The organism is Halorussus limi (genome assembly GCF_023238205.1).
Classification (GTDB): Archaea; Halobacteriota; Halobacteria; order Halobacteriales; family Haladaptataceae; genus Halorussus; species Halorussus limi.
On sequence record NZ_CP096659.1, the window covers coordinates 1,698,366 to 1,716,464 of the forward strand.

General features: G+C 66.9%; 23 protein-coding genes. 14 read left to right on the plus strand and 9 right to left on the minus strand.

The window, feature by feature from the left end:
* Positions 1 to 139: 139 nt before the first annotated feature.
* The 3 genes from M0R89_RS08685 to M0R89_RS08695 all read left to right on the plus strand — a co-directional run bounded on the left by M0R89_RS08685 (position 140) and on the right by M0R89_RS08695 (position 2,507).
* Entirely contained in the window at positions 140 to 679 is a 540-nt protein-coding gene (locus tag M0R89_RS08685) for a metallophosphoesterase family protein (RefSeq protein ID WP_248652152.1), read from the plus strand.
* Between the two features lie 84 nt (positions 680 to 763).
* A complete protein-coding gene (locus tag M0R89_RS08690; protein ID WP_248652153.1) occupies positions 764 to 1,531 on the plus strand; it encodes a coenzyme F420-0:L-glutamate ligase in 768 nt (255 codons plus the stop codon).
* A complete protein-coding gene (locus M0R89_RS08695) occupies positions 1,518 to 2,507 on the plus strand; it encodes a 5,10-methylenetetrahydromethanopterin reductase (RefSeq protein WP_248652154.1) in 990 nt (329 codons plus the stop codon). The genes M0R89_RS08690 and M0R89_RS08695 overlap by 14 nt, the downstream gene beginning before the upstream one ends.
* Positions 2,508 to 2,517: 10 nt before the next feature.
* Here the strand turns inward: M0R89_RS08695 and M0R89_RS08700 are convergent, their stop codons facing one another.
* A complete protein-coding gene (locus tag M0R89_RS08700) occupies positions 2,518 to 2,724 on the minus strand; it encodes a DUF8024 family protein (protein WP_248652155.1) in 207 nt (68 codons plus the stop codon).
* A gap of 121 nt (positions 2,725 to 2,845) precedes the next feature.
* Here M0R89_RS08700 and M0R89_RS08705 point away from each other — a divergent pair, with 121 nt between their 5' ends.
* The gene (locus M0R89_RS08705) at positions 2,846 to 3,247 is read left to right on the plus strand and encodes a DUF7573 domain-containing protein (protein WP_248652156.1); all 402 of its coding nucleotides are present in this window, start codon (positions 2,846 to 2,848) and stop codon (positions 3,245 to 3,247) included.
* 30 nt (positions 3,248 to 3,277) lie between these two features.
* On the opposite strand, the gene M0R89_RS08710 is transcribed toward M0R89_RS08705, so the two are convergent.
* A complete protein-coding gene (locus M0R89_RS08710; RefSeq protein ID WP_248652157.1) occupies positions 3,278 to 3,886 on the minus strand; it encodes a TetR/AcrR family transcriptional regulator in 609 nt (202 codons plus the stop codon).
* A 362-nt stretch (positions 3,887 to 4,248) separates the two neighbouring features.
* On the opposite strand from M0R89_RS08710, the gene M0R89_RS08715 reads away from it, so the two are divergent.
* The 5 genes from M0R89_RS08715 to M0R89_RS08735 all read left to right on the plus strand — a co-directional run bounded on the left by M0R89_RS08715 (position 4,249) and on the right by M0R89_RS08735 (position 9,696).
* Positions 4,249 to 5,223: an AAA family ATPase gene (locus tag M0R89_RS08715; protein WP_248652158.1), complete on the plus strand. Its 975-nt coding sequence runs from the start codon at positions 4,249 to 4,251 to the stop codon at positions 5,221 to 5,223.
* 1 nt (position 5,224) lies between these two features.
* Positions 5,225 to 6,337 (plus strand): DUF58 domain-containing protein, encoded by a 1,113-nt coding sequence (locus M0R89_RS08720; protein WP_248652159.1) that lies wholly within the window; start codon positions 5,225 to 5,227, stop codon positions 6,335 to 6,337.
* Positions 6,334 to 8,604, plus strand: a complete 2,271-nt coding sequence (locus M0R89_RS08725; protein WP_248652160.1) for a transglutaminase TgpA family protein — start codon at positions 6,334 to 6,336, stop codon at positions 8,602 to 8,604. The genes M0R89_RS08720 and M0R89_RS08725 overlap by 4 nt, the downstream gene beginning before the upstream one ends.
* Before the next feature lie 159 nt (positions 8,605 to 8,763).
* Positions 8,764 to 9,057 carry a stress response translation initiation inhibitor YciH gene (gene yciH / locus M0R89_RS08730; RefSeq protein ID WP_113276842.1) on the plus strand — a complete coding sequence of 98 codons (294 nt, stop codon included), beginning with the start codon at positions 8,764 to 8,766 and terminating at the stop codon, positions 9,055 to 9,057.
* A gap of 228 nt (positions 9,058 to 9,285) precedes the next feature.
* Positions 9,286 to 9,696 carry a DUF5809 family protein gene (locus M0R89_RS08735; RefSeq protein WP_248652161.1) on the plus strand — a complete coding sequence of 137 codons (411 nt, stop codon included), beginning with the start codon at positions 9,286 to 9,288 and terminating at the stop codon, positions 9,694 to 9,696.
* A gap of 8 nt (positions 9,697 to 9,704) precedes the next feature.
* Here the strand turns inward: M0R89_RS08735 and M0R89_RS08740 are convergent, their stop codons facing one another.
* The gene (locus M0R89_RS08740; protein WP_248652162.1) at positions 9,705 to 10,190 is read right to left on the minus strand and encodes a metal-dependent transcriptional regulator; all 486 of its coding nucleotides are present in this window, start codon (positions 10,188 to 10,190) and stop codon (positions 9,705 to 9,707) included.
* Positions 10,191 to 10,374: 184 nt separating this feature from the next.
* Between M0R89_RS08740 and M0R89_RS08745 the strand changes: the two genes are divergently transcribed.
* On the plus strand, positions 10,375 to 10,905 hold the full coding sequence (locus M0R89_RS08745; RefSeq protein ID WP_248652163.1) for an NUDIX hydrolase: 531 nt from the start codon (positions 10,375 to 10,377) through the stop codon (positions 10,903 to 10,905).
* A gap of 39 nt (positions 10,906 to 10,944) precedes the next feature.
* On the opposite strand, the gene M0R89_RS08750 is transcribed toward M0R89_RS08745, so the two are convergent.
* Together M0R89_RS08750 and M0R89_RS08755 are read right to left on the minus strand one after the other, a co-directional pair.
* The gene (locus M0R89_RS08750) at positions 10,945 to 11,592 is read right to left on the minus strand and encodes a helix-turn-helix domain-containing protein (RefSeq protein WP_248652164.1); all 648 of its coding nucleotides are present in this window, start codon (positions 11,590 to 11,592) and stop codon (positions 10,945 to 10,947) included.
* Between the two features lie 60 nt (positions 11,593 to 11,652).
* Entirely contained in the window at positions 11,653 to 12,387 is a 735-nt protein-coding gene (locus tag M0R89_RS08755) for a uracil-DNA glycosylase (RefSeq protein ID WP_248652165.1), read from the minus strand.
* 78 nt (positions 12,388 to 12,465) lie between these two features.
* Between M0R89_RS08755 and M0R89_RS08760 the strand changes: the two genes are divergently transcribed.
* Positions 12,466 to 13,002, plus strand: coding sequence for a GNAT family N-acetyltransferase (locus M0R89_RS08760; RefSeq protein WP_248652166.1), 537 nt, complete (start codon positions 12,466 to 12,468; stop codon positions 13,000 to 13,002).
* Here the strand turns inward: M0R89_RS08760 and M0R89_RS08765 are convergent, their stop codons facing one another.
* Both M0R89_RS08765 and M0R89_RS08770 read right to left on the minus strand, forming a co-directional pair.
* Positions 13,003 to 14,310 (minus strand): RNB domain-containing ribonuclease, encoded by a 1,308-nt coding sequence (locus tag M0R89_RS08765; RefSeq protein ID WP_248652167.1) that lies wholly within the window; start codon positions 14,308 to 14,310, stop codon positions 13,003 to 13,005.
* 128 nt (positions 14,311 to 14,438) lie between these two features.
* The gene (locus M0R89_RS08770; RefSeq protein ID WP_248652168.1) at positions 14,439 to 14,738 is read right to left on the minus strand and encodes a DUF7562 family protein; all 300 of its coding nucleotides are present in this window, start codon (positions 14,736 to 14,738) and stop codon (positions 14,439 to 14,441) included.
* 214 nt (positions 14,739 to 14,952) lie between these two features.
* Between M0R89_RS08770 and M0R89_RS08775 the strand changes: the two genes are divergently transcribed.
* The gene (locus M0R89_RS08775) at positions 14,953 to 15,342 is read left to right on the plus strand and encodes a rhodanese-like domain-containing protein (protein WP_248652169.1); all 390 of its coding nucleotides are present in this window, start codon (positions 14,953 to 14,955) and stop codon (positions 15,340 to 15,342) included.
* Between the two features lie 16 nt (positions 15,343 to 15,358).
* Here M0R89_RS08775 and M0R89_RS08780 read toward each other — a convergent pair whose 3' ends face one another.
* Both M0R89_RS08780 and rimI read right to left on the minus strand, forming a co-directional pair.
* Complete coding sequence (locus tag M0R89_RS08780; protein WP_248652170.1) at positions 15,359 to 15,862, minus strand: DUF5810 domain-containing protein; 504 nt, start codon at positions 15,860 to 15,862, stop codon at positions 15,359 to 15,361.
* A gap of 110 nt (positions 15,863 to 15,972) precedes the next feature.
* The gene (gene rimI, locus M0R89_RS08785; RefSeq protein ID WP_248652171.1) at positions 15,973 to 16,485 is read right to left on the minus strand and encodes a ribosomal protein S18-alanine N-acetyltransferase; all 513 of its coding nucleotides are present in this window, start codon (positions 16,483 to 16,485) and stop codon (positions 15,973 to 15,975) included.
* 682 nt (positions 16,486 to 17,167) lie between these two features.
* Here rimI and M0R89_RS08790 point away from each other — a divergent pair.
* Together M0R89_RS08790 and M0R89_RS23625 are read left to right on the plus strand one after the other, a co-directional pair.
* The gene (locus M0R89_RS08790) at positions 17,168 to 17,797 is read left to right on the plus strand and encodes a hypothetical protein (RefSeq protein WP_248652172.1); all 630 of its coding nucleotides are present in this window, start codon (positions 17,168 to 17,170) and stop codon (positions 17,795 to 17,797) included.
* A gap of 55 nt (positions 17,798 to 17,852) precedes the next feature.
* Complete coding sequence (locus M0R89_RS23625) at positions 17,853 to 18,065, plus strand: DUF6199 family natural product biosynthesis protein (RefSeq protein WP_497007466.1); 213 nt, start codon at positions 17,853 to 17,855, stop codon at positions 18,063 to 18,065.
* The last annotated feature ends 34 nt before the right edge of the window (positions 18,066 to 18,099 follow it).

Genomic DNA, 18,099 nt, shown 5'->3' on the forward strand with positions numbered 1-18,099 from the left:
CCGTGGGCAGTCACGGCCGCGCCGGGGATAAAGGTCGGCGTCGGCGCGAGCGAGTCGGACGCCCCGATGCGCGGTCGAGCGTGCGATGCGGTCCCGAACCGCCTCCACGCTTTTCCCCGCCGGGGTTCAACAGGTCCGCATGGTCGAAATCGCCATCGTCAGTGACACCCACGTCCCGTCGCGCGCGGACCGAATTCCCGAGTGGGTCGCCGACCGGATTCGGGAGGCCGACCACACCATCCACGCGGGCGACTTCGACAGTCCCGAGGCCTACGAGACCGTCGCGGACCTCGCGGGGGAGAACTTCACCGCTGTCGCGGGGAACATGGACCCCCGTTCGCTCGACCTGCCGGCGGTCGCCACGGTCGAGGTTTCGGGCACGACCTTCGTCGTGACCCACGGCACCGCCGCCACGGAGGAGGAGTACGAGGAGACCATCGCCGAGGCGGTCAGCGAGGAACTGACCGGGCCGGGCATCGCGGTGGCGGGCCACACCCACGCGGTCGTGGACGACGACATCGAGGGCATCCGGTTCCTGAACCCGGGGAGCGCGACCGGCGCCGACCCCGCCAACGTGGCGACGATGCTGACCGTCGAGATTCTGGAGGGCGAGGTGAACGTCCGTGCGTACGTGGAGGACGAGCGAGTCGCGGACCCCGACGAGTATCCCGAGCGATAGGTCGGGGTCGATACCCTCGCTCGTTCGTCGTCTCGTTTGCCCGTTTCGGACGGGTTTTTACCGACAACGCGCCAACTCCACCGCATGAACGTGTTCGCGGTGCCGGGACTCCCCGAGGTCCGGCCGGGCGACGACCTCGCGGCCCTCGTAGAGGCGCGGGCCGACCTCCGAGACGACGACGTACTGCTGGTCGCCAGCACCGTCGTCTCGAAGGCCGAGGGCCGCCGCGCCGACCTGGAGGAGTTCCCGGCGGGACCGAGAGCGAAGGAACTCGCCGAGCGCCTCGAAGCGATTTCGGGCGAGCAGAAGGACCCGCGGTTCGCGCAGGCCGTGCTGGAGGAGAGCACCGAGATAATCATGGAGGCACCGTTCCTGCTGACCGCCACGAAGTTCGGCCACGTCGGGGTCAACGCGGGCATCGACCGGTCGAACGTGGGCGATGGCGGCGCGGATTTACTGTTGCTCCCCGAACGTCCGAGCGAGAGCGCCGACCGGATTCGGGAGAACCTCGAATCCGACCCCGCGGTCGTCGTGACCGACACCTCCGGGCGACCCTTCCGCCACGGCCAGCGCGGAGTCGCCATCGGGTGGTCGGGCATCCCGGCGTCGCGCGACTGGCGGGGCGAGACCGACCGCGACGGCCACGAACTCGAAGTCACTGTCGAGGCGGTGGTGGACGAACTCGCCGCGGCCGCGAACCTCGTGACCGGCGAGGGCGACGACGGCCTGCCGGTCGCGGTCGTGCGCGACTGGGAGTTCGGAAACCACGAGGGGAGCGACAACCTCTACCGCGACGTGGACGGCGACTTCGTCCGGCAGGCGCTCAGGGGGTGGGAGTTTGCGCGGGATTGAACTCACGCCCGAACACCCGATTCCGGACCTCGTGGAAACCGGCCAGCGGGCCGAGGAGTCGGGGTTCGACACCCTGTTCGCGAGTTGCCACTACAACAACCGCGACCCCTTCGTCGTCCTCGACAGGGTCGCGGCCGCGACCGACGACCTCCGACTCGGACCGGGCGTCGCCAACCCCTACGAGACGCACCCGGTCTCGCTGGCCTCGCGCGTCGCCACGCTCGACGAAGTCAGCGACGGCCGGGCGGTCTGCGGTCTCGGGGCGGGCGACCGCTCGACGCTCCGGAATCTCGGCTTCGAGCGCGACAGGCCGCTCCGGCGCGTGCTGGAGGCGATGAAGGTCTCTCAGAAGCTCTGGGCGGGCGAGCGCGTGGACCACGACGGCACCTTTCGGGCGACCGACGCGGGTCTCAACTACCCGGAGGCCGTGAGCGACGTTCCGGTCTACGTCGGCGCGCAGGGTCCTCACATGATTCGGATGGCGGCGAAGCACGCCGACGGCGTGCTGGTCAACGCCTCCCACCCCGACGACTTCGCGTGGGCCGACGAGCGGGTCGAGGAAGGAGTGGACGAGCGACCCGCCTCGCGGGGCGGTCGAGACGACTTCGACTTCGCGGCCTACGCCAGCGTCAGCGTGGCCGAGGACGCCGACGCGGCCCGCGAGGCCGCGCGCCCGCCGGTCGCGTTCATCGCGGCCGGGGCGGCCCCGCCGGTCCTCGACAGGCACGGCATCGACCGCGAACGCGCGGAGGAAATCGGCGAGGCCATCGAGTCCGGCGACTTCTCGGCGGCCTTCGAGCGAGTGACGCCCGCGATGGTGGACGCCTTCTGCATCGCCGGGACGCCCGAGTCGGCCGCGGAGAAGATTTCCGGCGTGCTGGAGTACGCCGATAGCTTCGTCGCCGGGTCGCCGCTCGGCCCGGACCCGACGGCGGCGGTCGGTCTCGTCGCGACGGCGCTGGACGAGGCCGAGTAGAACGAGAGCGTTACTGGCGCTGTGCGGGCGGCTTCCCGGCGGAGTCGGGCACGATGAATTCGATGGCCGCGCCTGCTGCGAGGTACGCCAGCACGAGCGACGACCCCGCGACGAAGACGAACCCGACCGCCAGCAGGATGATGGAGGTGGGGAACGCCAGCGCGGCGTCGGTGAAGTAGCCGATCATGTCCACGACGTTTTGGATGATGCTCGCCATGTCTACACGTCTGGAGTCGGGATACTTGTTTGCTCCGTATGCGCGTCGGAAGCGACAGGGGCGACGACGACCCCGCCGACGCTCCGCTACCCTTACGACGGGGGCCTCCGTAGTCGAGGGCGTGCCAGAGGACGCTTCGCTCGACGCCTTCGCTTCGACCGACGAGGACGCCGCGCAACCGGCCGCCGTCGAGTCCGAGGCCGCCGAATCCGAAACTGCCGACTCTGAAAACGCTAACTCCGATTCTGACGGCCTCGAAACCACCGACTCCGATACCGCTGACTCCGGGACCGATGGGTCCGAGACAGGCGATTCGGAAGCCCCGTCCGACGATTCGGCGGTTGCGGAATCGTCGGACGACTCTCCTCCGACCGTCGAGGACGCCGACCCCGCCGTCTCGACCTACCGGTGGTCGCCGGAGGACGGCGAGTGCGCCGACTGCGGTGAGGCGACCGAGCGCCGCTGGCGGGCCGACGGCGAACGCGGCGGCGCGCTGGTCTGTGCCGACTGCAAGGACTGGTGAGTCTCTGCGGGGCGGTCGGCCTACTCGTCGCTACTCCTCTTTTAGCAGGCGCCCCTCGATGTACGTGTCCAGTTCGTCGAGGACGGCGCGCGCGGCGTCCGGGCGGTCGGTCGCCACGTACTCGCCCATCGCGCCGTTGGCGACGGTCAGCAGGAACGAGGCGGTCCGGTCGGGGTCCACCTCTCGGAAGGTGCCTTCCTCGATGCCGTCCCTGACGATGTCGGCGATGTAGTCGCGGAAGAACCGATTGCTCCGAGTGAAGTGGTCCCGGTAGTCGGGGTCGTTGACCGCCTGCGCGCGGAGTTCCACGACGATGCCCGCGAACTCCTCGCTCTCTGGGTCTTCCGGGACGGCGAGCGCGCCGACGAACGACCGGAGTCGCTCGTCGGCGCGGGTTCCCTCGCACAGCGTCATTCCCTCCTCGAGGTGGTCGAGGATGAATTCGAGGAAATCGACCAACAGGTCGTCCTTCCCGTCGTGGTGGTGATAGAGCAGCGACTTGCTCTTGCCGAACTCGTCGGCGATGCGCTGAATCGTCAGGTCGGCGTAACCGTACTCCACCAGCGCCTGATAGGTGGCTTCCATGATTGCCGTGCGAGTGTCGTCGGCCGAGTCGTCGAAGAGACCGTCGGGCGGCATGTGGTTGAGTGAATACGTAGGCGGAGGGAACCTTTAACCCTCGGGCCTCGCTTAGGATAATCTACTACTCGGACGTTAAAAATCAGGACAAATATCGAGCGAAACGCCTCGTCCGAGGCGTTTCGAGTGAGGCGTTCGCTGCCGACCCGGAACGACCGCCCGCATCGAGTGTCCCCGAATTCGTCCCTTAGACTCTCTCAACCGTCCGTCGTCGCGTCGCGCCGTTCACAGTTTCCGAACACGTTCTCGGCGGGACAAAAGTTTCAAAGGTGGACCCGAAACGTACGGGTAGTATCCGCACGCTCTCGCGGCCGACGGTCCGGTCGCGAACCTCCGCCCTCTGCGTGCAGACCCACTCATCCATGACGGAAGCCAATCCCCCTCAGCGCCGAACCGACGCGTCACCCGACCCGCTGCCGGTAGACGAGGCGGCCGACATCGCCGAGCGAGTGGTCGAGAACGTCGAGCGTGTCATCGTGGGCCACCACGACGTGACCGAACACATCGTCACCGCCATCCTCGCGCGGGGCCACCTCCTGCTGGACGACGTGCCCGGCGTCGGCAAGACGATGCTCGCCCGGTCGCTCGCCCGCTCCATCGACTGCGACTTCTCGCGGGTCCAGTTCACGCCCGACCTGATGCCGACCGACGTGACCGGCGTGAACGTCTTCGACGAGCGGACCCGGGAGTTCGAGTTCCGGCCCGGTCCCGTCTTCGGCAACGTGGTCCTCGCCGACGAGATAAATCGCGCCCCGCCCAAGACCCAGTCCGCCCTGCTGGAGGCGATGGAGGAGGCGCAGGTCACCGTGGACGGCCAGACCTACGACCTCGACCAACCGTTCACCGTCATCGCCACCCAGAACGACGTGGAGGCCGACCGCACCTACGAACTCCCCATCGCCGAGGTCGACCGGTTCACCAAGCGCCTGACGCTGGGCTATCCCTCTCCGGAGGACGAGTCCGAGGTCCTCCGGCGCGTGACCGGCGGCCACCCAATCGACGAACTCGAACCCGTGGCGACCGCCGAGGACGTGCTGGCCGCCCGCGAGACGGTCGAGAGCGTCACCGCCGAGGAGGCCGTTCGGGCGTACGTCACCCGACTGGCCAACTACACCCGCGACCACGCCGACCTCGGGGTGAGTCCGCGCGGGTCCATCGCGCTCCTCCGGTCGGCGCAGGCCCGCGCCGTCTTGGAGGGCCGCGACTACGTGATTCCCGACGACGTGCAGTCCGAGGCCGAGAGCGTCCTCGCCCATCGAGTCCGGACCGGCGCGCCGGGCGGCACGTCGGGTCGAGAGCTGATAGCCGACGCCGTCGATTCGGTCCCGGTGGAGTGAGATGCTGACGCGACGCGGATGGGCGCTCGCGGCCGTCGCGGTCGCTGGCTTCGTGCTGGCCGCGTGGTTCAGCGCCCGCTCGTTGAACGCGGTGGTCGGTCCCCTCGCCGTCGCCCTCGCAGCGGGGTACGTGCAGGTCCAGCGCGTCGGCCAACCCGAACTCCGGACCGAGACGCCCGAGTACGGCTTCGCCGGAGAGACTGTCTCGGTCTCGCTCGACTTCGAGACCGCGACGCCGATGGCCGCGACGGTCCGCCTCGACGCCGACGAGGGCCTCGCCGTGGACGACGCCGCGGTGGAGACGACCGTCGCCGACGAGTCGCTGTCGTTCGACGTGACGCTCCGGGACCGCGGGTTCCGGTCGGTCGGTCCGGTCGAGGTCGCGGTAGAGGACGTGCTGGGCGTCTGGTCCCGGACCTACACCTACCCCGTCAGCAGGGAGATAGTCGTGTTCCCCGAGATTCACCGCCTGCGCGACGCCGGGGACCTCGCGGCGCTGCACCGGCAGTTCGGACTCGGCGGCCGCGACCGGTTCGACCAGTTGCGGGAGTACGAGCGCGGCGACCCGCTCCGGGACGTCCACTGGAAGGCCAGCGCCAAGCGCCCGACGGAGGACCTCGTGGTGATGGAGTTCGAGGCCGAGGAGGAGCGCGAACAGGTCGAACTCCTCGCGGAGGCCGAGGGTGGCCGGATGGACGAGGTGGCCGAGGCGGCCGCCAGCGTCCTGACGTACCTGCTCGACGCCGGACTCGCGGTCGGCCTGACGGTCCCCGGCGACCGGGTCGAACCCGGAACCGGCCCCGACCACCGGACCGACCTGCTGACCCTGCTGGCCCGGACGCACCCCGGCACGGTCGGCGACTCCCGGCGCGACCGGGCCGACGTGCTGGTTCGGTCGGAGGCCGAGGCGGACGACGTTCGGGTCACGGTCGGCGACCGGACCGTCGCTTTCAGTCAGTTGTCGGGCGGGCGCGACGGAAGCGGGACCGCCGGCGCGAGCGCCGGATACGCCGGAGAGGACGGGTCCGGCGGTCGGTCGGCGGCGGCGGACGCCGCCGACCGGACCGCGTTCGCCGACGGCGGGTCAGGTTTCTCGGGAGGTGACTCCCGATGAGCGCCGACGGCGCGGTCGGCCGCGCGCTCGAACTGGGCGACGCGAGGGTGTCGTATCACTGGCTCGCGGTCGGGTCGCTCGGCGTCACGATGGCGGCTTACCTGAGCGTCCTCTTTCACATCACCGACATCGTGGGCGGGGCCCCGACGCTGGCCGCGCTGGTCGCCGGAACCCTCCTCGCGGGGGCGGCGACCGCCCGGCGACTCCGACCGCTTCGGGCCGCCGCGCTGGCGGGCGTCCTGCTTGCGCTCGGCCTCGTCGGGTACTACCTCGCGGTGCCGAGCGCGTATCTGGTGGCGCTCTCGCTCGGGAAGGTCGCGGCCGACAACGTCGCGCTGCTGACCGGTCTCTCGGTCCTCCGGATGACCGAGGTCGGCGCGTGGGCGCTCGGCGTCGCCCCGGCGATGGTGTTCGCGCCGTGGTATCTCGTCCTCCGGCGGCGCTACGCGCTGGCGGTCGGCGCGGCCGGGACCGCGCTCGGGTTCTTCGTGCTGACCGGCGACCTCGGCAACTTCGCCACGCTCGTCGGCACGCTCGGCGCGATTGCCACGCTCGGGTTCGGCACCTTGGCGCGCCGGGGCGGCACGGCCGCGCAGGTCGACACGCTGGCGGTCGTGCTTGTGGCAATGGTGGTGCTGGCCTCGACGGTCAGCGTCGTGCCCGGCGGCGCGGCGAGTCCCATCCTGCCGGGCGGCGGAGCGAGCGCCCCGACCGTCGAGCAGGCGTTCGTCACCAACCAGGAGCGAGTGACCATCAAGGGGTCGATTCGGCTCTCGCCGAAGGTCCGGTTCTCGGTCGAATCGAACGAGAAGGCGTACTGGCGGGTCGCGGCCTACGACCGCTACGACGGCAACGGCTGGATTCGGACCGGCGACGGCACGGGGTATCGGTCTCAGCCCGCGCCGCCCGGCCCGACCCGGACCGTCGAACAGACCGTCACGGTCGAGGCCGAGCGCGTGGCCGCGATGCCCGCGGCGTGGAAGCCGACCCGACTGACCTCGGGCGACCGCGACAACACCCGCGTCAGTTCGCTCGGGGCGTTCGACCCCGTGGGGTCGCTCCGGCAGGGCGAGTCCTACACGGTCGTCAGCCGCGTCCCCGACCCGACGACCCGGCAGCTCCGGTCGGCTGGCACCGATTACCCCGAACACATCGAGAGCCGCTACCTCCAACTTCCGGGGAGTTCGGCCGACCGCATCCGCCAGCGGACCGACCGGATAACCGAGGCGGCGAACGCGACGACGCCCTACGAGAAGGCCGAGGCCGTCGAGCGGTGGCTGGAGGCGAACAAGGCCTACTCGAAGGATGTCTCCCGCCCCGACGGTAACGTCGCCGAGAGCTTCATCTTCGACATGGAGCGGGGCTACTGCACCTACTACGCCACCGCGATGACTGCGATGCTTCGGTCGCAGGACATTCCGGCCCGGTTCGTCGTGGGCTACACCTCGGGCCAGCGCGTCGCCGAGGACGAGTGGGTCGTCCGCGGCCTCGACTCCCACGCGTGGGTCGAGGTCTACTTCCCCCGAATCGGATGGGTGAAGTACGACCCCACGCCCGGCGGTCCGCGCCAGCAGGTCGAGGACTCCCGCGTCGAGCGCGCCCGTCAGAGCAACGTCTCGGGCGTGGACACCAACGAGAGCAAGGCGGGAACGTGGACGCCGACCGAGACCACGACCGTCTCCGGCGGGTCCGAGACCACCGTCGCCGTCGGAAACGCGACGAGCAGCCCCGTCACGACGGGGTCCGGCCTGCCCGACCGGCAACCCATCGACCCCGGAAGCGGACTCAACGGCACAGACGGCGAGTTTACGACCACCGGCGCGAGCGGGGTGGACGGCGGAGGCGGCGACGGTGGCGGCGGAATCCCGATTTCGATGCCCTCGCGCGAGCAGGCGGCGCTGGGCGCGCTCGTGGTCGCGGGCCTGCTCGCGGCAGCGCGCCGGACCGGCCTGCTCGGCCGCCTTCGGCGTGCGGTCTGGCTCCGCTGGCAACCCCGCCGGGACCCCGAGACCGACGTGAGCAGGGCGTTCGACCGACTGGAACACCTGCTCGCTCGGGAGTACCGCGCTCGGGAGTCGGGCGAGACGCCCCGCCAGTACCTCGCGGCGCTGGAGGCCCGCTACGACGTGGACGACCGGGCCGAACGCGTCGGGGCCATCTACGAGCGAGTCCGCTACGCCGGGGCGGTCGAGGACGGTCTGGCCGAGGAGGCGGTCTCGCTGGTCGACGAACTGGTCCGCGACCGCCGGAGTCTCCTCGGGCGGTGAGACCGGGCGGGAATCGCCCGGACGCCAGCGGGACCGCCGGAGTGGTCCGGCGGCCCCGCTCAGGCGGAGCGCAGGCGCCCTCGTTCCGTTTTTCTCGGGGCTCTGCTCGGGTAACTAGCGACACAGTTTTGTACCCCTACGACCAATTCCCGAATTGTAATGTCGGAAGTGTGCTCGACGTGCGGGCTGCCTCAAGAGCTCTGCGTCTGCGAGGACGTGGCCAAAGAGTCCCAGCAGATTAACATCCGCATCGACGAGCGACGCTACGGTAAAGAGGTAACGATTATCGAAGGCTTCGACCCCAAGGACGTCGATCTGGACAGTTTGTCCTCTGACCTCAAGTCCAAGTTCGCGTGCGGCGGCACGGTCGAGGAGGGCCAGATAGAGCTTCAGGGCAATCACACCGGGCGCGTCGAGGATTTCCTACGTGACAAAGGGTTCAACGTAGCCTAACCTCGCGTCGGTTTTGCGCTGTGTTACAGGGTCAACGAGTAACTACTGCGTTTCGAGTCGGGCGGTCGCGGCGCTCCGCCTCCGGGCGTCGCCCCCGCTCGGCACTCTCTCCGTTCTTCACGTGCGATAGCGACGTCAGTCCCCGACCTGCGGGTCCGGAGTCGAATCGAGGGGCGAAGGCGAACCGAGGACGAAACCGAGTAGTCCCCGGCCTTCGAACGCCCGGCCATGGAAACGCACGGCTTTCTCTCGCCCGCGACCGAGTCCGAGGCCCGCGACCGCTACGAGGCGGTCGGCCCGGCGGCCCAGACGGTCGTCAAGGAGACCGCGAAGGCGATGGAGTTCGCCCCCGACGAGTACGACGAGCGCGTGACCGGCGAGGTCGTCGAGACCGCCCGCGACGCGCTGTTCGCGTCGCTGTTGGCGGTTCGAACCGGCACGCGCGAGGAGTACGAGGAGTGGTTGGCCGACCGCGACCGCGACGCGGTCGAGCGAGGGTCGGAGAACGTGGACAACGTCGCGTGGCACGACGCCCTCGGCGAGACCGTGGTGGCCGCGACCTACCAGAGCGAGGAGCGGGCGGCGGTGGCGACGCTACGGCGGCAGGCGTTCGGGCGCGTCTATCGAGACCTGCTGTAGTCGCTCGGTTACGGGTCCGACTCGACGCGTTCGGCGGTCGTCCGAACCTCGTCGCTACACTCGCTGTACTCGTCGTGGGGTGCGCGACACGCCCCGTCGCAGGGGTGGTCCACGATGTCCTTGAGGCGGTGGACCGCCTCCTCGGAGAGGACCTGCCCGAGCGCACGGGGGTCGTCCGCGCCGTCGCGGTCGGCGTCGCGGAGCGCCGCCACGTCCACGCCGAGGTCGTCTTCGAGGAAGTTCTCGGCCACGCACCGGCGCCACGCGAACTCGCGGGCGGCCGACTCGCCCGCGTCGGTCAGCGTCACGCCCTCGTACTTCCGGTGGTCGGCGAGTCCCCGGTCGGCCAGCGTCTCGACCATGTTGGTGACGCTCGCGTCGCTCACGTCCAGCACCGCGGCGAGTTCGCCGGTCTTCGCCCGCCGGTCGGTCTCGGCGGTGAGCAGGTGGACGGCCCTGAGGTAGCGCCCGACGCTCTCCGAAACCTCGGTCATGCTACGTAGCGTGGTCTCCCACGAGTATAGTTTTGTTCCCGGACACCTGCGGGGACTCTCGACCCGGCGTCTCGGTCTCGCAGACGCCGGCACGCGCCGACCGCAGCGCGGAGCGTCGTCGGGCGGGACGGGTTTCGAACGCCGAGGGGTCACGCTTTAGCCCTCGGGCACCGACCCGGTTTCCATGAGCGACGACTGGCGCGTCATCGAGTCGGTCGAGGAGTACGAAACCGGGTGGTACACCGGCGGCTACGACCTCGTGGAGCAACCCGACGGGTCGACCAAGAAGTACTACTGGGCCGAACTCCCGCCCGCGGTGGTCGTCTTGGCCGTGACCGACGGGCAGGTCGTCTTCGTCGAACAGTACCGCCCAGTCATCGGCGAGGAGTGTCTCGAATGCCCCGCGGGCATCGTGGAGGACGGCGAGTCCTACACCCGGGCCGGGGCGCGCGAACTCCGCGAGGAGACCGGCTTCGACCCCGCGGGCGTCAGCCTACTGGAGGACTTCTACTGCTCGACCGGCGTCCTGCGCCACGAGCGCGGCATCGTCTTCGCCGAGGGACTCACGCCGGTCGAGCGAGACCTGGACGCAAACGAGTTCCTCTCGGTCCGCACGCTACCCGTCGAGGACGCGCTCGACGCCGCCCGAGAGGACCCGGCCAACGACGCCACCATCGAGGCGCTCCTGCTGGCCGAGCGGGAGGGACTGCTCTGAGTCGCGCCTCGGCGTTCGGTCGGGGGCCGCGTCGCCGAGTCAGGTCTCCGTGACCAGCGTTCGGGCGATGAGTTTCGACTCGGCCCGGCGCATCCGGCCGGACACCGCGGTCGGCGACAGGCCGAGTTCGTCGGCGAGTTCTTCGAGCGTGATGTCCCGCGGTTCCTCGAAGTAGCCGCGTTCGAGCGCGGTCAACAGCGTCTCGCGCTGTTCGGTCGTCAGGTCGTAGCTCCCCTCGGTGTCCACCTCGGTCAGCGAGTGGAGTCGCCGGAGTTCGAGCGAGATGTCGTGGTCGACGCACTCGGACTGAAACGACCGGACGCCGTCTTGGTCCGTGAACCGGAGTTCGAACCGCCACGTGTCGTCCTGTCCGCTGGCCTCCAGCACGGTGGCCTCGGCGTTCCGGAGGATGCTCCCGAGGTCGGTCATCACGTCGGACCACGCCACCCGGTAGAGAATCTGGTCCTCCACGCCGTCTACCCGGTCCAGCGACTCCACCACCGGTTGCTCGCGGACCGTCTCGGCGAACGCCTCCAAGTCCCGTCCCCACGCCCAGAAGAACGGCAGTATCTCCTTGCGGGTCGGCACGACCTTCTCCAGTTCGACGCGCACGTCGGGGTGGGACGCGAGCGCGTCGCCCAGCGCGAACTCCTCGGCTGGCGTCGTGAACTCCGCGATGATGCTCATCCTCTCGTACGTCGGTACGCACCACTAAAATAGAAGTGGCAACGGGTACCACGAAAGCGACTACTCCTCCCGTCGGTCCCGCACGACTGCGGCGATTTCGGCGACGTACTCCTCGCGCGAGCGACCGATGCGGGGCAACCAGACGTTCTGGTACGAGGGGTGCAACAGCGGCAGGACGGTCGTCCCGAACTCGGTCGATTCGACCGGGTCGAGGACGGCGTCGAGGAATCCGTCCGGTAACGTCTCGGACTCGCGGCTTCGCCGCTCGCCTTCCCGAGACTCCGGTCGAGTCTCGCACTCCAGCACCGACAGCGTGGCGTGCTTGCCGGTGGTCGCCACCACCGCGGGGTCCACCGACTCGATTTCGGTCCGGAGGTGCCCCCGGCAGTTCGCGCGCTCGTCGGCGGTGGGTTCGCGGTTCGAGTCCCCGGTCGAGTCCGCCGGGAAGCACTTCACCGCGTTCGTGAAGTAGAGGTCCTCGGGCGCGAGTTCGGCGTCGGCGAACAGGTCTCGAATCGCTCGGCCCGAGTGCCGGGAGGTGTAGGCCATTCCGGTCCGATTGCCGCCCCGCCAGCGGTCGGCGCCCGGGTCGCCGACTCGTGGCTCGTCGCCGCTCCTCGTTTCCGTCGAACGTGGTTCGACGCCGAGCGCGGGCGCTTCCCCGACGACCACCACGTCGGTGTCGAGCGACCCGTTGCCCCACGAGATGCGCTCGCGGGACTCGACCAGCGCGGGACACCGCGCACACCCCGGTTCGAGGACGTTCCGCGAGTCGGGGTCGGGGTACTCGGTCACGAAGTGGAGTTGGCGGCCCGCGGTACTGAATCCCTCGCTCGCGGAAGCTATTTGTCGCCGGTCGCACACCCAACCCACATGGACGCGAACGTTCGCCCGGCGACGGCGAGCGACGTGGCGGACGTGCGCCGCGTCGCCCGCGAGTCGTGGCACGCGACCTACGACGACCTGCTCGGGGCCGAGGCCGTCGAGTCGGTCGTCGACGAGTGGTACGACCTCTACCGCCTGCGCCAGTCCGTCGAGCGCGAGGACGGCGTCTTTCTGGTCGCGGAGCGGGAGGCGGACGCCAAAGACGACGGGAACGCGACGGAGCTAATCGGCTTCGGGCAGGGTCTCGTCGGCGACGGGGAAAGCCGGAACGACGACGCGGCCGAACTGCCCCGCCTCTACGTCCACCCCGACTACTGGGGCGAAGGGGTCGGTTCCGCCCTCGCCGAGCGCATCGAGTCCTGGGCCGCCGACCGCGGGGCCGAGCGACTCCGCCTCGTCGTGCTTGCCGACAACGAAATCGGCAACGCCTTCTACGAGTCGCGGGGCTACCGGACGGTCGGTTCCCGCGAGTCGGAGTTCGAGGGGGAGACCGTCACCGACTACGTCCGAGAGAAGGAGTTGTAGTTACTCTTCGACGACTTCGATGCCGCGGTTGTTGACCGCCGCGGCGTCGAGTCCGACCTCTTCGAGGAACTTCTTGTACTCGCGCTCGCAGGCCTCGGCGTCGGCCTGCTTGTCGCTGGCGCGGTCACAGAGCGCGACGAGGTCCTCGGGCACGTCGTTGGTGTAGACTATCCAGTGGTTGATGAGGTCCGAGAGGCGTCGGATGGGACTCGTGAAGTGGCCGTAAATCTCGAAGTTCAGGGCGTGGTGGCCGCCGAACGGGTCGTTCATGTACCGCGCTCGGGGCATGACCTTCATCACGGCCCACTGAATCTTGTCGAGTTGGCGCTCGGGGGCGTCCTCCAGCGTGGCGTTGACCGCCTGCCGGGGGTCGTCCCACTTCGACCCCGGAATCGAAACGCCGTCCAAGTCCTGAATCTCTTGGAGGGCCTCGCTCCACTCGTCGGGACTCGGTTGGGGATGGACCCGGTACATCGCCTCGACGCCGCGGTCCCACATGAGCGTGTGCGTGACTGCCTTGTTGGCCTTCAGCATGCACTCCTCGATGATGGTGTGGGCGCGGTCCCGGCGCGGGTTGAGGACGAGACTCCCCTCCTCCTTGCGCTGTTGGTGCATCTTGTCGGCCAGTTCCCAGACCAGTTCGGTCTTCTCCGCGAGGTCCACCTCCGGGTCCTCGAGGAGGTCGTCGGCGGTCTCGGGGTCGTCGAGCAGACGCTCGGCCTCGGTGTAGGTCAGGCGGGCGTCGCTGTTGATGACCGACTTGTAGATGTCGATGGTCTCGAAGCCCAGATTCTCCTTGTCGAGGTGCATCTCGACGGTGTGAGCCAGTCGGTCCTCGTTGGGCACCAGCGAGCAAACCGTCTCGGCCAGCACCGGCGGGAGCATGTGCATCGTGTAGGCGGGCAGGTAGACCGTGTTGGCGCGCTCGACGGCCTCCTCCCACATGTTGGTCTCGGGGTTGACGTAGTGGGTCACGTCGGCGATGTGGACCCAGAGGACGTACTCGTCGTCTCGCTCCTCGATGGAGAGGGCGTCGTCGAAGTCCTGAGCGTCCACCGGGTCGGTGGTCCACGTCGTCATGTCCCGGAGGTCCTCGCGCTCGTCGACCTCGTCTTGAATCTCCTGTTGGATGTCCTCGGTGCGCTTCTCCGCCTCGGTCAGCACTTCCGGGGGGAACTCGTCGCGGATTTCGAACTTCTCGAAGAGGTCCTCGCGCTTCTCCTCGAGTTTGTCGGCGAGTTCCGGCGAAATCTCGACCGGGCCTTGTCCCTCCGGGGTTCCGGCCTCGGCCTGCGTGTCACTCGTCATACAGAGGAATAACGGAGTCGAGTAGTTAGTCGTGTCGGAGCGGTACGGACGACCACGCCGGGCGGTCCCGCGGCGCCACCGGCGGACGGCCCGCTACGGGACGAGGACGCCGTCCGGTTAGCGGGCGCTTACCGCTCGTGGTCGAGCGGACCGTACCGCTCCTCGACGGCCTCGCAGTACCGGTCCAGAAACTCCACTTCGGTCAGTCCCCCGGCGTCGATGTCCACCAGCAGGCCTTCGAGTTCGTCCCGTGGCTGGTGACAGAGGTCGGTGTGACACCCTTTGCAGAGGTACTCGAACTGCTTTCCCTTCCGGTCCCAGCGGTCGCCCTCCTTGTCGTACTCGCGGGCGTCCGAGCGGCGGATGGTCTCACCGCAGGCGATGCAATCGACCGAGTCGTTTCCCCGGTTACTCCGGGAACCCCACATACTCGTATCCACGGGTCGGGCTTACTTGCGGTTTTTGGTCAGAGACCCGGTAGATACGCCCGGATTCGGTGCGCAAGTAATCACGGCTTACCGCCCGTTTCGGACCGACCCCGGACGGAATCTATCGAGACGCGGTGCGCCGGTTCGACCCGCGTCGAGGCTACCGACCGGACTACCGCGGGGCTTATTCGCCCGGACCGCCAACGTCGAGTCGATGGACGCCGAAATCGCCCCCGACGAGGTTCGGGAACTCCTCGACGCCGACGACGAGATTCGAATCGTGGACATCCGGTCAGCGGCGGAGTTCGAGCGCGGGCACATACCCGGCAGCGAGAACGTCCCGTTCCACGCGCTCGCCGACGAAATCGAGCGACTCGACGGCGCGGAACGGGTCGTCACCGTCTGCCCGCACGGCAAAGCCAGCGTGCAGGCCGCGCGACTCGTCGCCTCCTACGAGGGCGTGGCCGACGACGCCCGAGTCGAGAGCATGGAGGGCGGTCTCTCGGAGTGGGAGTACGAACTGGAGACCGGCGACGACACCGGCGAGTCTTCGGGCGACGACTCGGAGGCGCGGGCCGACGAGGGGCCGGACGCGCCGTTCTGACCGCCGCGACGCGCCGTTATTCTTCGGAGTCTTCGTCGTTAGCGCGTTCGCCGCCGTCCGGACCGGGTTCGCCGTCGGTACTCTCCTCGCCGTCGTCCTCGTCCAGCATCTGCTCGGTCATCTCTTGGGCCTCCTGTAGAATCGATTGGGCCTCGCCGTCGAGCGACCCCGCGCCCGCGGCACTCGCGCCCGCGCCGGCCCCGCCGCCGGCCATCGACCCGCGGCCCTGCGAGTTGGCGCGCTCTAACTCGTCTTCGAACAGGTCGCCGCCGCGGGGTTCGTCGCCGGAGTGGTCGTGGCCCGTGGTGTCCTCGAACACCTGCGGGAAGCCGACCTCCTTGGCGTACTCCTCGACGCGCGCCGCCAGTTCGTCCTCGCCGTCCTCGTTCCACCCCGGCGCGTGGTCGTCCAGCCACGCCTCGTGGTCGTCGTCGCCGAGCATCGCCGTGAACGCGAGGTGGTTGGCGAGGTGTTCGGCGTCGGACTGGGGCGTCTCGCAGACCGGACAGGCGTATCCCATGTGCCGGGGTAGGTCGCCCGCGCCGAAAAGCGCCACGCTCGACGCCGCGAGGGACGACCACCGACGGAGGGAGTGCGGAGGTCGGGGAGGACGGAAACCGACCCGAACCCCTATTCGTCCAAGTCCACGACCAGAATCAGCGCGTCCTCGCCGTCGTCGTAGTACCGCGGAATGGTCCGGAGGTACTCGAAGTCGAAGTCCCGATACAGCGACACCGCGCGGTCGTTGCTCGCTCGGACCTCCAACTTCACGCTCTGGGCGCCGCGGGTTCCGAGGACGGTGAGCGCGCGGTCGAGCAGTCCCGCGCCGATGCCCTCGCCGCGGTAGTCCGGGTGGACCGCGATGTCCTTGACGTGGCCGAACGCGCGGCCGTGGTTCGGCACGAGGTTGGCGACGACGTATCCGACGACGCTCTCGTCGCCGTCGCCGTCGAAGTAGCCCGCGGACTCCTCGTTCGTCACCGCGACCAGAAAGCCGGGGTCGCCCAGATACCGCTCGAACGCGGAGAAGGGCCACGGCTGGTCGAACGAGGCCCGCTCGATGCGTAGCACGGCCAGCAGATCGGCCTGCACCGCCCGCCGAATCCGCACGTCGTCGCCGTCCTCCGCGGGAGCCGTTGTCACTGACCGCGGTTTCTCGCCCGACGCTTAAGAGTGTCATGCCCGATACTCGGCCCGTAATTCTTTAGTAGTATTACCCATAAGAACGAAACGCACTCTCCGGCCGGAGGTGCAAGCTCCCGAAATCTCCCCCACCCACCCCCACCTTTTGGATATAGTTCCCACGAAATTTGGGTGCGACTACACATATATTGGCTAGGCCTGCGAATCCGGGTAATTTTGTGATTAAATTATATAATATGTGTTCAGAAATTTTTTTTTATTCTAACTATTTCATCCATGTAGTAGGGGAAAATCCCCTGTTGGAAAAAATGAATAGAAGGAATATATTGAAGAAGATGGCTGCTACAGGCGGATTAGCAATCACTGGCCCTTCGATAGTGGCAAGTGGTAATGTGGAGGCAATGGATAGCAACTGTGGTCGGACAACTAACTTTGATTGTCAACACTATACAGGCACTGATTGCCCCCAGACGCAATGGAAGTGTTCTGACAAGTGGAGTCAATTTGACACAAGTGACGGTGCAATTTCTCAGGGGTCTTCCCTTGCATGGTATCATGGCGAATGGTACCCCTCAAGGGGATGGCTACATGACATGGCGCTCTCGACAAACATCGCTGCCCGATGGCGCTATACAGATGGAAGCCTTCAGCCTAGCAACAATATTGGGGGCAGTATTATGACATGACTCTTGGCCGCCCTGATAGTGATTGGACAATCACCACCCATGACAACCGAGATTACTTTGGTGTATATCCCAATAATATTAACAATGATAATACTCCACCGGACAAGGTTGAAATTCCAATTGATGTCGGTTTAGGCGCTCTTCATCCAGGGATTGCCTTCGCATTAGCACTTGACGACTTCGCTGCCGCTTTGGAAGACAATAACGGTGTCAACCAGACCTCGGATGGATGGGAACTGACTCACCATCCTGCTTCATGGGAAGACCGTTGGTCGGACGCCTCTCATTTCCAGCGATTTTTCGTTGCAGGTCCTGAAGGTATGATCGCTGGTGCAGAACATCTAAACATCAAAACAGGCTGTAGCCAAGGTAGTTTGGGGAATACTGCAACTGAAGTTGAGTATTCAGTCAGCTTCTTCGAAGATGATGAACCGTCCGTTCAGTCAACATCTACCCAAAACGGGGAAAAAGTTGATCTTCACCCTGAACGTATGAGTAAATCAGCAAAAGAAAAGTATGGGATAAAAGAGGTAACTGAAAACACTGAAATAAGTACTCACGATGTTTCAGGTGAACAACCAAAATACATAGCAACTAATCTCCCTATTTCCGTTTCCCTGAAGTGAAACTAGCGAAATAAAGGAGAAGAGGCAAAAGAAAAACTTCCCTTTGTTGATTTAGATGCAGCTTGAGCCGATCGTCATTGGTCTAATCATCATTCTTGTAGGGAGTCCCTGGATATTGTTCCCTAATAAAGTATTTCAAATCAGGAATACTCCGGGGATGGCAGACCAGAGGGAGATAACTGAAACGGGCGTCTTGTTCTATCGAATCTTTGGCATCCTTATTATAATTATGGGATATATCGGAATACTCTTCGAATATTACATCTGAGGCTACAAGTAGATTAATCGCTACTAATAAAAAG

Excerpts from the sequence above, each read along its gene's own strand:
- M0R89_RS08775 (WP_248652169.1), top strand. The coding sequence starts at position 14,953 with ATGGACGCCGAAATCGCCCCCGACGAGGTTCGGGAACTCCTCGACGCC.
- yciH (WP_113276842.1), top strand. The coding sequence starts at position 8,764 with ATGTCGGAAGTGTGCTCGACGTGCGGGCTGCCTCAAGAGCTCTGCGTC.
- M0R89_RS23625 (WP_497007466.1), top strand. The coding sequence starts at position 17,853 with ATGCAGCTTGAGCCGATCGTCATTGGTCTAATCATCATTCTTGTAGGG.
- M0R89_RS08720 (WP_248652159.1), top strand. The coding sequence starts at position 5,225 with ATGCTGACGCGACGCGGATGGGCGCTCGCGGCCGTCGCGGTCGCTGGC.
- M0R89_RS08790 (WP_248652172.1), top strand. The coding sequence starts at position 17,168 with ATGACTCTTGGCCGCCCTGATAGTGATTGGACAATCACCACCCATGAC.
- M0R89_RS08700 (WP_248652155.1), bottom strand. The coding sequence starts at position 2,724 with ATGGCGAGCATCATCCAAAACGTCGTGGACATGATCGGCTACTTCACC.
- M0R89_RS08745 (WP_248652163.1), top strand. The coding sequence starts at position 10,375 with ATGAGCGACGACTGGCGCGTCATCGAGTCGGTCGAGGAGTACGAAACC.
- M0R89_RS08725 (WP_248652160.1), top strand. The coding sequence starts at position 6,334 with ATGAGCGCCGACGGCGCGGTCGGCCGCGCGCTCGAACTGGGCGACGCG.
- M0R89_RS08780 (WP_248652170.1), bottom strand. The coding sequence starts at position 15,862 with ATGGGATACGCCTGTCCGGTCTGCGAGACGCCCCAGTCCGACGCCGAA.
- M0R89_RS08685 (WP_248652152.1), top strand. The coding sequence starts at position 140 with ATGGTCGAAATCGCCATCGTCAGTGACACCCACGTCCCGTCGCGCGCG.
- M0R89_RS08690 (WP_248652153.1), top strand. The coding sequence starts at position 764 with ATGAACGTGTTCGCGGTGCCGGGACTCCCCGAGGTCCGGCCGGGCGAC.
- M0R89_RS08750 (WP_248652164.1), bottom strand. The coding sequence starts at position 11,592 with ATGAGCATCATCGCGGAGTTCACGACGCCAGCCGAGGAGTTCGCGCTG.
- M0R89_RS08710 (WP_248652157.1), bottom strand. The coding sequence starts at position 3,886 with ATGCCGCCCGACGGTCTCTTCGACGACTCGGCCGACGACACTCGCACG.
- M0R89_RS08760 (WP_248652166.1), top strand. The coding sequence starts at position 12,466 with ATGGACGCGAACGTTCGCCCGGCGACGGCGAGCGACGTGGCGGACGTG.
- M0R89_RS08770 (WP_248652168.1), bottom strand. The coding sequence starts at position 14,738 with ATGTGGGGTTCCCGGAGTAACCGGGGAAACGACTCGGTCGATTGCATC.
- M0R89_RS08765 (WP_248652167.1), bottom strand. The coding sequence starts at position 14,310 with ATGACGAGTGACACGCAGGCCGAGGCCGGAACCCCGGAGGGACAAGGC.
- M0R89_RS08740 (WP_248652162.1), bottom strand. The coding sequence starts at position 10,190 with ATGACCGAGGTTTCGGAGAGCGTCGGGCGCTACCTCAGGGCCGTCCAC.
- M0R89_RS08735 (WP_248652161.1), top strand. The coding sequence starts at position 9,286 with ATGGAAACGCACGGCTTTCTCTCGCCCGCGACCGAGTCCGAGGCCCGC.
- M0R89_RS08715 (WP_248652158.1), top strand. The coding sequence starts at position 4,249 with ATGACGGAAGCCAATCCCCCTCAGCGCCGAACCGACGCGTCACCCGAC.